The sequence below is a fragment of the Polaromonas sp. P4_H1 genome, from assembly GCF_056400945.1.
On the sequence record NZ_JBFUKG010000019.1, the window covers coordinates 68,152 to 80,221 of the forward strand.

At 65.4% G+C, this 12,070-nt stretch carries 13 protein-coding genes; 4 read left to right on the top strand and 9 right to left on the bottom strand.

The genetic code is table 11. From position 1 onward, the window contains the following. The first annotated feature begins 65 nt into the window (after positions 1–65). Positions 66–959: an NAD(P)-dependent oxidoreductase gene (locus AC1DS5_RS21140; protein ID WP_477720222.1), complete on the top strand. Its 894-nt coding sequence runs from the start codon at positions 66–68 to the stop codon at positions 957–959. Between the two features lie 26 nt (positions 960–985). Here the strand turns inward: AC1DS5_RS21140 and AC1DS5_RS21145 are convergent, their stop codons facing one another. Beyond that, complete coding sequence (locus AC1DS5_RS21145) at positions 986–1,447, bottom strand: N-acetyltransferase family protein (RefSeq protein ID WP_477720223.1); 462 nt, start codon at positions 1,445–1,447, stop codon at positions 986–988. Positions 1,448–1,734: 287 nt separating this feature from the next. Next, complete coding sequence (gene alr, locus AC1DS5_RS21150; protein ID WP_477720224.1) at positions 1,735–2,829, bottom strand: alanine racemase; 1,095 nt, start codon at positions 2,827–2,829, stop codon at positions 1,735–1,737. Positions 2,830–3,032: 203 nt separating this feature from the next. Here alr and lplT point away from each other — a divergent pair, with 203 nt between their 5' ends. The 3 genes from lplT to AC1DS5_RS21165 all read left to right on the top strand — a co-directional run bounded on the left by lplT (position 3,033) and on the right by AC1DS5_RS21165 (position 6,004). Continuing rightward, entirely contained in the window at positions 3,033–4,313 is a 1,281-nt protein-coding gene (gene lplT, locus AC1DS5_RS21155) for a lysophospholipid transporter LplT (RefSeq protein ID WP_477720225.1), read from the top strand. Positions 4,314–4,591: 278 nt separating this feature from the next. Beyond that, positions 4,592–5,482, top strand: coding sequence for a DMT family transporter (locus tag AC1DS5_RS21160; protein WP_477720226.1), 891 nt, complete (start codon positions 4,592–4,594; stop codon positions 5,480–5,482). Between the two features lie 36 nt (positions 5,483–5,518). After that, positions 5,519–6,004 carry a glutathione peroxidase gene (locus AC1DS5_RS21165; RefSeq protein ID WP_477720227.1) on the top strand — a complete coding sequence of 162 codons (486 nt, stop codon included), beginning with the start codon at positions 5,519–5,521 and terminating at the stop codon, positions 6,002–6,004. A gap of 18 nt (positions 6,005–6,022) precedes the next feature. Here the strand turns inward: AC1DS5_RS21165 and AC1DS5_RS21170 are convergent, their stop codons facing one another. The 7 genes from AC1DS5_RS21170 to AC1DS5_RS21200 all read right to left on the bottom strand — a co-directional run bounded on the left by AC1DS5_RS21170 (position 6,023) and on the right by AC1DS5_RS21200 (position 12,016). Then, complete coding sequence (locus AC1DS5_RS21170; RefSeq protein WP_477720228.1) at positions 6,023–6,715, bottom strand: helix-turn-helix transcriptional regulator; 693 nt, start codon at positions 6,713–6,715, stop codon at positions 6,023–6,025. A gap of 34 nt (positions 6,716–6,749) precedes the next feature. Continuing rightward, positions 6,750–7,271 (bottom strand): EVE domain-containing protein, encoded by a 522-nt coding sequence (locus AC1DS5_RS21175; protein WP_477720229.1) that lies wholly within the window; start codon positions 7,269–7,271, stop codon positions 6,750–6,752. Then, entirely contained in the window at positions 7,268–7,639 is a 372-nt protein-coding gene (locus tag AC1DS5_RS21180; protein ID WP_477720230.1) for a VOC family protein, read from the bottom strand. Before AC1DS5_RS21180 ends, AC1DS5_RS21175 begins: the two co-directional genes overlap by 4 nt. Positions 7,640–7,827: 188 nt before the next feature. Continuing rightward, positions 7,828–9,063, bottom strand: coding sequence for a glycolate oxidase subunit GlcF (gene glcF, locus AC1DS5_RS21185; protein WP_477720231.1), 1,236 nt, complete (start codon positions 9,061–9,063; stop codon positions 7,828–7,830). Between the two features lie 5 nt (positions 9,064–9,068). Continuing rightward, on the bottom strand, positions 9,069–9,839 hold the full coding sequence (locus AC1DS5_RS21190) for a YoaK family protein (RefSeq protein ID WP_477720232.1): 771 nt from the start codon (positions 9,837–9,839) through the stop codon (positions 9,069–9,071). An 18-nt stretch (positions 9,840–9,857) separates the two neighbouring features. Further along, entirely contained in the window at positions 9,858–10,973 is a 1,116-nt protein-coding gene (gene glcE, locus AC1DS5_RS21195; protein ID WP_477720233.1) for a glycolate oxidase subunit GlcE, read from the bottom strand. A gap of 107 nt (positions 10,974–11,080) precedes the next feature. Next, the gene (locus tag AC1DS5_RS21200; protein ID WP_477720234.1) at positions 11,081–12,016 is read right to left on the bottom strand and encodes an SMP-30/gluconolactonase/LRE family protein; all 936 of its coding nucleotides are present in this window, start codon (positions 12,014–12,016) and stop codon (positions 11,081–11,083) included. Positions 12,017–12,070: the final 54 nt, after the last annotated feature.

Sequence of the window (12,070 nt, forward strand, 5' to 3'; positions counted from 1 at the left end):
ATTGGCCGGACTACAGTGCGCAGTCAAAACCCTTTCCGTTCATTGAATTTTCACAGGAGACAAGCATGGAACACATTGGAATGATCGGCGCTTCGGGCCTGATGGGCCACGGCATTGCGCGCAACCTGCAGGCCAAGGGTTTTGACCTCAGCCTGACCGTGCACCGCAACACCGAGCGCGTGGCCGACCTGCTGGCCGCCGGCGCCAGACAGGTCGCCAGCCCCGCGGCGCTGGGCGACTGCGACGCGGTGGTCATCTGCGTCACCGGCTCTCCCCAGGTTGAGCAGACCCTGTCCGGGCCCGGCGGCGTGCTCTCCAGGGCGCGCGCCGGCCTGATCGTGATCGACACGTCGACCAGCGAGCCGGAGTCCACGCGGCGCCTGGCCGCCCTGTGCGCGGAGCATGGCGCCACCCTGGTGGATGCCCCGCTGGCGCGCACACCGGTGGAGGCCGAGCTGGGCAAGCTCAACACCATGGTGGGCGCCGAGCAGGCCGTGTTCGACAAAATCCGTCCGGTGCTGGCGGCCTATTGCGAAAACATCTTTCACGTCGGCGGCCCCGGCGCTGGCCACGTGATCAAGCTGCTCAACAACTTCATCGGGCAAGCCATTTGCACGGCCACGGCCGAAGCCTTTGCCGTGGGCGCACTGGCCGGAATCAACCCGCAAAAGCTGGTCGACGTGGTCTCGGCGGGTGCGGTGAACTCAGGCCTGTTCCAGGCCATGGCCAAGACCTTGAATGGTGACTTCACAGGCCTGAAGTTCGAGCTGGACAATGCGCGCAAGGACTTGCGCTACTACACCCACCTGGCCGAAATGGTGAATGTCCCGTCGCTCGTCGGCGAGGCCGTGCACCAGAGCCTGGTCACCGCCAGCGCCCTGGGCCAGGGCAAGAAGTTCGTCCCGGCCCTGGTGACGGCGCAGGAGAAGCTCACCGGCGCGAAGATCGCGCCGCAGTGAACTGAAGCAACCGAAGACTTGGCGCGCTACAGCGCTTTTCCGTAGACCAGGAAACCCGAGCGCTCGGCCACCTTGTCATAGAGCGCCATTGCCGTCGTGTTGGTCTCGTGTGTTTGCCAGTACACACGGGATGAGCCGGCCTCTTTCACCCGCGCATAGACGGCTTCGATCAGCGCCCTGCCGACACCCTTGCCACGGACTGATTCGGTGGTGAACAGATCCTGCAGATAGCAGGTGGGCGCAATGCGGGTCGTGCTGCGATGAAAAAGGTAATGCACCAGCCCCACCAACTCGCCGTCGGACTCGGCGACCAGCGCATGCACCGGCTCGTACGCGTCGAAGAAACGCGACCAGGTCATGCGCGTGATGTCGTCCGCGAGCGCGGTGGGGCCTGAGCGCCCATAGAACTTGTTGTAGCCCGCCCAGAGGGGAAGCCAGGCCTCGAAGTCCGCGGCAGCGATAGGGCGGACGGTGACTTGGGATGGCATTAAAAATGCTCCAGGAGTTAATTGTTGTTGGGGAAATCGAACCAGGAATTCAAATGGCAAATGGGAGCTCCCGCCAAACCATGAGAGCTGAACCAGGTCCAGATGCGTGGACAAAAACCGTATCGTCGTTAAAAGTTATCCCGATGCTATTCCAGAGTTACTCACAGATTTTGGCTGCCAAACCCTATCAATCGCACAGGATATTCACAAGATGTGCATTGAAACCATCGCAGGTGAATCTGACAATTCCCAGATGCATACCAGGCGCACATTCCAGCCAATGACATTCACTCAGTCACCACCGGAACGCGTTGCGCCACCGCGCACATCAGCTCATACCCCACGGTTCCGGCGGCTTGCGCCACTTCGTCAATGGGCAGCAGGACGGCGCCCGAAGACCGGCCCCACAAGGTCACCTCCGCCCCCATCCCGGCGTCGGGTACCGGCGTCAGATCGACCGTGATCATGTCCATGCTGACGCGCCCAACCATGCGGGTGCGTACGCCGTTCACCAGCACCGGCGTGCCCGTGCTGCAGTGGCGCGGGTAGCCATCCGCATAACCGCAGGCGACCACGCCGATGCGCAGCGGGCCGTCGGCGGTGAAACTGGAGCCATAGCCCACCGTGTCGCCGGCCACCAGGTCTTGCACGCCGATGATGCGGGACGACAGCGTCATGGTCGGCTGCAGCCCCCACTCGGCGGCGCTGTGCTCGGGGAAGTCGGGGGCACTGCCGTAGACGGCGATGCCGGGCCGCACCCAGTCGGAGCGGGCCGCCAGTTGATCGCCATGGCGCAACACGCCCGCGCTGTTGCTCAGCGTGCGCTCGCCAGGCAGGTCATGGGTGATGGCATCAAATGCCCGGAGTTGCGCCGCGATGCCTTTCGGGCCGTCGGCATCCGAGAAGTGCGTCATCAGTGAAATCTCGTCCACCTGCGGCAGCGCATTGAGACGCGTCCACGCGGCGCGAAAGCGCTCGGGCTTGAAACCCAGGCGGTTCATGCCGGAATTCATTTTCAGGAACACGCGGTGTGGAATCTGCGTCTTGTGCGCGGCCAGCATGTCGATCTGCTCCTGGCAATGGATGGCATGCCACAAGCCCAGGCGGGAGCACAGCTCCAGGTCGCGCGCCTCGAAGCAGCCTTCCAGCAGCAGGATGGGGCCGCGCCAGTCGAGCGCGCGCAGGCGTCGCGCCTCCGCCAGGTCGAGCAGGGCGAAACCGTCGGCGCTGCGCAGCCCGTCAAAGACGTGCTCGATGCCGTGGCCGTAGGCATTGGCCTTGACGATCGCCCAGACTCGCGCGTCAGGTGCGGCGTCGCGCACGCGTGCCAGGTTGTGGGCGAGCGCCGGGCGGTGGATGGTGGCAAGAATGGGACGTGGCATGGCGCAAATTGGTAGAAGGTGAAATAGCGTGACTTAGTGGACAAAGGCGGCGCGGGCCGCTGCGGTTAATGTGCCTCTTCAAGGTCTTTCCGGATTCTGACACCAGCCCCCATGCTATAAACCGGAATCATTCGGAGACATTCACCCTTATCTTGCGGTATCAGCCGGACTGATGCAATTCAGGCAGTGATCAACATAATTTAATGAAGCGCGGTTTTTACACCATCATGGCAGCCCAGTTTTTCAGCTCGCTGGCTGATAACGCGCTGTTTGTAGCCGCCGTGGAACTGCTGAAAACCAGCGGGGCGCCCAAGTGGCAGCCCGCGGCGCTGGTTCCCATGTTCGCGCTGTTTTACGTGGTGCTGGCGCCGTTTGTCGGGGCTTTCGCCGACGCGCGGCCCAAGGGCCAGGTGATGTTTGTGAGCAATGGCATCAAGGTGATTGGCTGCCTGATGATGCTGTTTGGCTCGCACCCCCTGCTGGCCTATGCGATCGTCGGGCTCGGCGCTGCCGCCTACTCGCCCGCCAAATACGGCATCCTGACCGAGTTGCTGCCGGCCTCGCAGCTGGTCAAGGCCAATGGCTGGATTGAAGGCCTGACCATCTCATCGATCATCCTGGGCGTGCTGCTCGGCGGGCAACTGGTGGGCCATTCGGTGTCCCATCTGCTGCTGTCGTTTGACTTCCCCCTCATCAACACCGGCGTCGACACCGCCCCCGAAGCCGCCATTGCCGTGCTGATACTGCTGTACAGCATTGCCGCCTGGTTCAACACGCGCATCCCCGACACCGGCGTCGAAATGCGCCCCATGCCGCGCAACAAGCTGGAGCTGCTGCCCGACTTCTGGAACTGCAACGCGGCGCTGTGGCGCGACAAACTGGGCCAGATCTCGCTGGCCACCACCACACTGTTCTGGGGCGTGTCGGGCAACCTGCGCTATATCGTCCTGGCATGGAGTGCGGCCGCCCTGGGCTACAGCACCACGCAGGCCTCTTCCCTGGTGGGGGTGGTGGCCATCGGCACGGCCGTGGGCGCGATACTGGCCTCGATGCGCATGCGCCTGGACCAGGCCGCAACCGTGATGCCGCTGGGCATTGCCATGGGCGTGCTGGTCATCCTGATGAATTTCATTGGCAACGTCTGGGTCGCCGCGCCCTTCCTGATCCTGCTGGGCGGTCTGGGTGGTTTTCTGGTGGTGCCCATGAATGCGCTGCTGCAGCACCGGGGCCACAACCTCATGGGCGCGGGCCGCTCGATCGCCGTGCAGAATTTCAACGAACAGGCCTGCATCCTGAGCCTGGGCGCTTTCTACAGCCTATCCACCGGCATGGGCCTGTCGGCCTTTGGCGCCATCACCGCCTTTGGCATGGTGGTGGCCGGCTTCATGTGGCTGATCCAGCGCTGGCACAAAAGCAATTGCATCAAATACAAGGAGCAGGTGGATCACCTGCTCAGCATCGCCCGCAGCGACAAATTTCACTGATGTCGGCCGACGCGAGCCTTGGGGAAAGGTACCCACAGTGAACAACCGTGGGACCACGCGCAGCGAAGGGCCGCCCCGAGCCAGCCGACGGCCCCTTGGGAGCAGGGAGTTGCACGCAGTGAACGACCGTGGGGCTACGTGCGGCGAAGGGCCGCCCCGAGCAAGCGACGGCCCCTCGGGGGCAGGGAGTTACACGCAGTGAGCGACCGTGGGGCACCAGCGGCGAAGGGCCGCCCCGAGCCGGCTGACGGCCCCTCGGGGGCAGGGAGCTACACGCAGTGAGGGACCGTGGGGCTCTACTAGCCGCCGGCGCACTCGTCATCAACGCCTTTGTCTGGGGCGTCTCCTGGTGGCCGTTTCGCGAGCTGCTGGCCTATGGCCTGCACCCGCTGTGGGCCACCACGCTGATCTACAGCGTGGCGACCCTGGGCGTGTTGGCGTGGCGCCCGCAGGCCTGGCGTGGCCTGCTGCAGTACCCCGCGCTGCTGCTCCTGCTCGCAGCGGCGGGCCTGACCAACGTCGGATTCAACTGGGCCGTGACGGTGGGCGACGTGGTCCGGGTGGTGCTGCTGTTTTATCTGATGCCGGTCTGGTCTGTGCTGATCGCCTGGGCCGTACTGGGTGAAAAACCGACGGCGGCATCGCTGTTCAGGCTGGCACTGGCGCTCACAGGTGTGGTGATTGTGCTGAAGTCGCCCGGCACGCCGTGGCCCGTGCCGCAAAGCGCGGCCGACTGGCTCAGCCTGATGGGGGGCCTCTGCTTTGCCGTCACCAATGTGCTGCTGCGCAGGCTCGGCTCAACGCCGAGCGAGTCGCGCATGCTGGCGATGTTTGGCGGGGGTGCACTGATGGCCTGCGCAACCGCGCTGGCCGGCATGGCCTGGCAGATTGTTCCAGCCCCTGCTTTTGGGGCCGGTGGGCTGGGCGTGGCGGTAGGCCTGTGCATCGCCTTTCTCGCCAGCAACACGGCGCTTCAGTACGGCGCGGCGCGGCTGGCGGCCAGCACCACCGCCATCGTGATGCTGACGGAGATTTTGTTCGCCAGCGTGTCCGCCGCGATGATGGGCGTGGCCGACTTCAGCCCACGCACGCTGCTCGGTGGTGGCCTGATTGTGCTGGCCGCCCTGCTGGCCGCGCTGGCGCCCGCGCCGCAAACTGGCGCAAAATGACAGTGAGCCAAGCCGGCTCCGACAAGGAGCAAACCCATGAGCACCGTTTACGATTTTGAAGCCCGCCAGATCAATGGCCAAAGCGTTCCCCTGTCCGAATTCACGGGCAAGGTCATGTTGATTGTGAACACCGCCAGCCAGTGCGGCTTCACCCCGCAGTTTGGCGGACTGGAAGAACTGCACAAGAACTACGCCGGCCAGGGCCTGGCGGTGTTGGGCTTTCCGTGCAACCAGTTTGGCTCGCAGGACCCGGGCAGCGACAGCGAAATCTCCGAGTTCTGCCAGGTCAATTACGGCGTGAGTTTTCCGATGATGTCCAAGATCGACGTCAACGGCCCTGCCGCGCACCCGCTGTACAAGTGGCTGTCGTCCGAAGCCCCGGGCCTGCTGGGCAGCAAGTCCATCAAATGGAACTTCACCAAGTTCCTCGTCGGCAAGGACGGACAGGTCATCCGGCGTTATGCGCCGACCGACAAACCGGCCGATCTGGCCAAGGATATCGAGGCCGCGCTCGCGGCCTGAGGCGACCTGGCTCGCGGTTCAGGCCGGCCTGGTGTTGGCCTTCACCGACCGCAGGTAGTCCGCCAGCGTGCGGCCGGCCTCATGGCCCACGCGCTCGTCCAGTACTTCGACCGCAGCCATGCGGTCCACGCGGAAGCTGCGAAAGTCCTGCCGGGCTTCGCACCAGGCGCCCAGCGTCCAGACACTGCCCCAGTAAAAACAGCCCAGCGGCCAGAGCACGCGCCGGCTTTCGCGCCCGCCCGCATCCAGGTAGCGCACCTTTACCTTGCGGCGCGCATGCACCGCTTCGCGCAGCAGCTGCAGGCTGCGCTGTGTGGCCGCGTCGGGCTCTATCACCACGGCGTACAGCGGCACGCCCTCGGCCGCCGCGCGCGCGGCAGGCGGCAGCACCGAGACAATCTTGCTCCAGGCCGCCTCCGCATCGCCCGCCATGGCCGGGTCCAGCCAGGCCTGGGCCAAGCGCACCGACGCGGCCAGCGCATTGGCTTCCTTTTGCGTGAACATCAGCGGCGGCAGGTCAAAGCCCGCGCCCAGCCGGTAGCCCACGCCCGCCTCGCCCTCGATAGGCACGCCCTGGTGCTGCAGGTCGGCCACGTCGCGGTAAATCGTGCGCTCCGACACCTCGAGCCGCTTCGCCAGGAATTCCGCCGTGCTCAAACGCCGGCCGCGGATCAGCTGCACAAGGTGAAAGAGGCGGTCGGCGCGGCGCATGGTGTGTGAATGATAGGGGAGCACCGGGTGGCCCTCAGGCGCAATGTCTCGCCGCGCGGCGCAGTTGTCCATCTGAACGCCAGGCCTGGCTTTGGCCTGCGCCGGCTTGCAGGCCCAGCGCCGCCAGATCCGCCTGCATGGCCCGCGCGATCAGCCGCATATCGTGGTCGCTGACCTCGAACAGGCCAAACCGGAACTTGTAGCCCCAGCGCTGGCGGTTTTCCACAAACTCGAGCTCGTCGAGCAAGGGCAGTATGGATGCCTCCCGCGCGGCCACATAGGCCACGTCGCGGCGGAACGGCACAAAACCGCCGCCCATGTCGAAGGCATAGGGCTCGCCGGCTTGCACCACGCCGATGGAGACAAAGCGCTGGAATTTGTCTTTGCCACCCATGGCCAGCGTGGGTGAGTAATAAGCCACGCGATCACCCGCTGATGCACGCTTGAGCGGCGCACACTTGCCGTGGCACACCTGCATGTAGCCGGTGTCCAACGTCGCGCACCCACGCCGCGCATGCTCGGCGCTGGCGACGGCAATCCAGTTCTTGCAGCTCATGCCAGTGCGTGCAGGCCAACGCGGTTGCCGTCCAGGTCGGTGATGTGGGCGAAAAAGCCCATGCCGGGCGGCAGTGCCTGGCGTGGCAAGGCGACCTTGCCACCGGCCTTGACGACGCGCGCCAGGGCGGCATCAAGCGAAGGCGAGGCGTCCAGGTAGACCAGCGTGCCGCCGGATGCCAGCGCCGGCGCGGTAGGGCCAGCCATCAAGGCGCCGCCCACGCCCTCCCCGTCATAGGGAAACACCGCACCCTCAGACGGGCCCATGGCCTCGCGGCGCATCTTGCAATTGAGAACGGTTTCGTAAAAAGCCTGAGCTTTGTCCAGTTGGGTGCTGGGGATTTCAAACCAGCTGATGGCGTTTTTCATGGAAGGCTCCTGTTGTGTGGAAGAAGCCTTGATGGTGCGCACCTGCTACTGACAACGTGGTGTCAGTAGGGATGTTGGCCCCCACGCTTCCCGCTTCGCGTGGTGCGCTGCCCCCCGAGGGGGCGCTGCGCCTGCGGCCTGGCGGAGCCAGTTCCGCTGCCCTGGCTGGTCCGGTGTTTCCACTCAACTCAGGGCGTCAACGCAGCGTCCAGCACTTCGATCCAGTGCCGCACAGGCGTTGCCGTGCCGCTTTGCAGGTGCGTGATGCAGCCGATGTTGGCCGAGACAATGATTTGCGGCGCCATCTCACCCAGGTTGGCCAGCTTGCGGTCGCGCAGCTGATAGGCAATGCCGGGGTTCAGCACCGAGTAGGTGCCCGCCGAACCGCAGCACAGATGCGCCTCGTTGGTGGCCACCTTGATGTCAAAGCCCAGCTCGCCCAGATGCTTTTCAACACCGCCGCGCAGTTGCTGGCCGTGCTGCAGGGTGCAGGGGGGGTGAAACACCATCGGATCCGTGCTGACCGTGACCTTGCCGTGCAGCTGGGCCACCAATTCAGGCAGCAGCTCACTGAGGTCACGCGTCAACTCACTGATGCGCGCCGCCTTGGCCGCGTAGGCCGGGTCGTCCTTGAGGATGTGGCCGTACTCCTTGACGGTGACGCCGCAGCCCGAGGCGTTCATGACGATGGCCTCAACGCCGCCGTCTTCACCTGCTCGCACGTGCGGCCACCAGGCGTCGATGTTGCGGCGCATCTCGGCCTTTCCGCCTTCGTGATCGTTGAGGTGGAATTTGACCGCACCGCAGCAGCCGGCCTTGCGCGCCAAGACGGTCTGAATGCCGGCCGCGTCCAGCACGCGCGCCGTCGCGGCATTGATGTTGGGCATCATGGCGGGCTGCACGCAGCCTTCGAGCATCAGCATCTTGCGGGCATGCGTGCGCTGCGGCCAGGCGCCAGCATCCTGCTTTTGCGGCACCTTGTTTTTGAGGGCCGCAGGCAGCAGGCCACGCACAGTCTGGCCGGCTTTCATGGCAGGCGCAAACAGCGGGGAAGGCAAGCCTTCCTTAAGTGCCCAGCGCACGGTGCGCTCACCGGCCGGACGCGGCACGCGCTCGTCGACCAGCTTGCGGCCGATGTCCACCAGGTGGCCGTACTGCACGCCACTCGGACAGGTGGTCTCGCAGTTGCGGCAGGTCAGGCAGCGGTCCAGGTGCAGCTGGGTTTTGCGCGTGGGCGCTTCGCCCTCGAGCACCTGCTTGATCAGGTAGATGCGGCCACGCGGGCCGTCGAGTTCGTCGCCCAGCAGCTGGTAGGTGGGGCAGGTGGCGGTACAAAAGCCGCAGTGCACGCACTTGCGCAAAATCGCTTCGGCCTCGCGGCCTTCGGCGGTGTTTTTGAATTCGGGGGCGAGATGGGTTTGCATGGTGCTCAGGAAGACTGCTGGATGGCTTTGACCTTGCGCCGCAAGGTGCGGTGAAAGTCCGCGTACAGGGGCGGCAAGGACAAGGCGAGCAACAGCAGCGCCAGGGGCACCACCCAGATGAAGCCCACATACTTGAACCCGGATGCCCCCACCACGCCGCCGGCAACAAACATGCCCAGCAGGGTGCCAAAAAGGCGCAACTTCATCCGGTTGGCGCGGACACGGGACTCGGGCGGGCTGGCAGTCCGGTTCCAGTAAAACATCTTGCCCAGCTCAATGCCCACATCGGTCAGGACGCCGGTCATGTGGGTGGTGCGAATCTGCGAGGAGGAAATCTTGCTGACCAGCGCGTTCTGCAGACCCATGGTGAACGCCAGCACCAGCACGGTCAGCGGGACGGCAAAAGGGGTCTGGCGATTCAGCGTAGCGCCGAGCAGCCCGAAGACCAGCAGCAGCATGGCCTCCGTCAGCAGGGGCAGCGCATACTCGCTGCGCAGCCGGTTCTGCCGTGCCCAGTTCACCAGGATGGCGGTCAGGGCCGCCCCGGAGGTAAAGGCCAGCAGAGTGCCCACGGCACCCAGCACCAGCGTCATGTGGCCCAGAATCAGGTTGTCGGCCAGCATGGACAAAAACCCCGTCATGTGCGAGGTGTACATGCTGACAAGCAGGAAGCCGCCCGCATTGATGGCCCCGGCATTGAAGGCGAGCACGCCGCCGAGCAGGCGGTTGATGGAAGCCGTCCGGTGTTGCCCGGTCAGGTGGCGCAGACGTCGCATGCTTGGCCCTGCTTTTCCTTACCAGTCCGCAAACATGCGGCCCGGATTGAAAACACCGGCCGGGTCGAACTGTTTTTTGAGGTCGCGGTGGATGCGGTCCAGCGGGGCTTTGAGCGGCGAGAACACCGGAATGGTCTTGTCGGCGGAACGAAACAGCGTGGCATGGCCAGAGGCCGCCAGCGCGGCCTCGCGAATAGCCTGAGCATCATCGGCCGGGCGTCCGCCCGACCGTTTCACCCAGCGCTGTGCGCCACCCCACTCCAGCAGCGTGGGGCCCAGGGGCAGCGGCGCGGCCGTGTCGGGCACGCTGACGCGCCACAGGGATTCGCCCTCCTGGAGTTCGAAAAAAGGCAGCGTCTGTTCACGCAAGGCCGCCCACAGCTTGGGCGATGTGTGCGATGACTCGTCCACCAGGTCGCCGCCCATGGTTTTTTGCGCGGCAGCAACCGCCGCCTTGGCGCCGCGCAGGCGAACCCACAAACGGCCGTCGTGCCAGCAGGATGCATTGACCGGCAACGGCAGTCCGCCCCAGCGGTTGAGCTGGCGCAGGGATGCCGCTTCATCCATGTCAAACACCAGCGTGGCCTCCAGCGGCGCGACCGGCAGCACCTTGAGCGAGACCTCCAGCAGCACGCCCAGCGTTCCGAGCGAGCCGGCCATCAGGCGCGACACGTCATAACCGGCCACATTCTTCATCACCTGGCCGCCAAAGGTCAGCCGCTCTGCCTTGCCGTTGAGCAGGACCACGCCCAGCATGTAGTCACGCACAGCCCCCACGCTGCTGCGCGCCGGTCCGCTGAGGCCGCTGGCGACCATGCCGCCGACCGTGGCCCGCGCACCGGAACCGCCGAAATGCGGCGGCTCAAACGGCAGGCATTGGCCCTGGGCCGCCAGCAGGGCTTCCAGCTCGGCCAGCGGGGTGCCGGCGCGCACCGTGACCACCAGCTCGCTGGGCTCGTAGCTGACCACGCCGGCCAGAACGTTCATGTCGAGGACGTCGCCCTTCAGGGCCTGCCCATAAAAGTCCTTGGTGCCGCCGCCCCGGATGCGCAGGGGCGTGCCTCTGGCGGAGGCGTCCCGCACCCGCGCGGCCAAGGCCGCCGTCACCTCGGTATCTGCAATATCTGAAGCCATGGGCCAATGGTAAGCGGCTCCGGCGGACGGGGTTTTGATTTTTTTGAACGGGCCGTGTTCGATTTTTTCCTGCGGGCCGGCGCCACCCCCACCGCAGAACCCGCCCTTCAGTCCCTGAAGAAGTTCACCGGCAGGCCGGGCACATCGACCCGCATCGAGAACACGCAGCCCGAGTCCGGCCAGGTTTGCAGCTCCTCGTCGGGGCGCTTGTAGCGTGCCGTCGTGAGGTAGAGCGTTCGCAGGTCGCGCCCGCCAAAGCACGGCATGGTGGGGCACCGCGCCGGCACAGCCATGTCGGCCAGCAGCTCACCGGCGGGCGACAGCTTGAGCAGCCGGCCGCCTTCGAACATGGCCACATAGTAGTTGCCCTCCACATCCACAGCGGCGCCGTCCGGCCGGCCTCCGTAGCCGGGCATGCCGGGCTGCCAGCCCTCAGGTTTTCCCGGCCACTGCCGGAACACACGGCGCCGGCTCATGGCATTGCTCTGCCCCTCCCAGTCCCAGGCGTGAATGGTGTGGCTGGGCGTATCGGTCCAATAGACGGTGGCGGCGTCGGGCGACCAGGCCAGTCCGTTGGCAATGATGGCATCGCCGGCCTTGAGCTCTACCAGGGGCGCGCGGCCGTCGCGGCAATCCACTGAAAAAAGTTGAGCCTGTCTGGCGTCGCGGGGCTCGTACATGGTGCCGGCCCAGAAGCGGCCCAGGGGGTCGGCCTTGCCGTCGTTGAAGCGCGTGGTGGTGGTGTCATGCCCGGCCCGCACCAGTTGCTCCAGCGCGCCGCCCCACTGCCGGGCGCGGTAAATGCCGTCACGCAACGCGATGACCAGCCCGCTGGCCTGGCCCCGCGTCCGCGCCGGTGCGATGCTGCCGGGCTCGGTCGGCATGGCCCAGCTTTCCACCGGGCCATTCGACGCCTCCCCCACCTTGCAGCGGTGAATCTGCCGGCCCGGAATGTCGACCCAATAAAGGCTTTGTTCATCCGGGTGCCAGAACGGGGACTCGCCCAGCTCGCTGGGCTGGGCAACAAGGGTTTGCCAGGTCATGGTTTCCTTTTTTTGGTGAATTCGATCCGTCAATACTGGCCCCATGTCTCCGGC

Excerpts from the sequence above, each read along its gene's own strand:
- AC1DS5_RS21140 (WP_477720222.1), top strand. The coding sequence starts at position 66 with ATGGAACACATTGGAATGATCGGCGCTTCGGGCCTGATGGGCCACGGC.
- AC1DS5_RS21145 (WP_477720223.1), bottom strand. The coding sequence starts at position 1,447 with ATGCCATCCCAAGTCACCGTCCGCCCTATCGCTGCCGCGGACTTCGAG.
- alr (WP_477720224.1), bottom strand. The coding sequence starts at position 2,829 with ATGCCACGTCCCATTCTTGCCACCATCCACCGCCCGGCGCTCGCCCAC.
- lplT (WP_477720225.1), top strand. The coding sequence starts at position 3,033 with ATGAAGCGCGGTTTTTACACCATCATGGCAGCCCAGTTTTTCAGCTCG.
- AC1DS5_RS21165 (WP_477720227.1), top strand. The coding sequence starts at position 5,519 with ATGAGCACCGTTTACGATTTTGAAGCCCGCCAGATCAATGGCCAAAGC.
- AC1DS5_RS21170 (WP_477720228.1), bottom strand. The coding sequence starts at position 6,715 with ATGCGCCGCGCCGACCGCCTCTTTCACCTTGTGCAGCTGATCCGCGGC.
- AC1DS5_RS21175 (WP_477720229.1), bottom strand. The coding sequence starts at position 7,271 with ATGAGCTGCAAGAACTGGATTGCCGTCGCCAGCGCCGAGCATGCGCGG.
- AC1DS5_RS21180 (WP_477720230.1), bottom strand. The coding sequence starts at position 7,639 with ATGAAAAACGCCATCAGCTGGTTTGAAATCCCCAGCACCCAACTGGAC.
- glcF (WP_477720231.1), bottom strand. The coding sequence starts at position 9,063 with ATGCAAACCCATCTCGCCCCCGAATTCAAAAACACCGCCGAAGGCCGC.
- AC1DS5_RS21190 (WP_477720232.1), bottom strand. The coding sequence starts at position 9,839 with ATGCGACGTCTGCGCCACCTGACCGGGCAACACCGGACGGCTTCCATC.
- glcE (WP_477720233.1), bottom strand. The coding sequence starts at position 10,973 with ATGGCTTCAGATATTGCAGATACCGAGGTGACGGCGGCCTTGGCCGCG.
- AC1DS5_RS21200 (WP_477720234.1), bottom strand. The coding sequence starts at position 12,016 with ATGACCTGGCAAACCCTTGTTGCCCAGCCCAGCGAGCTGGGCGAGTCC.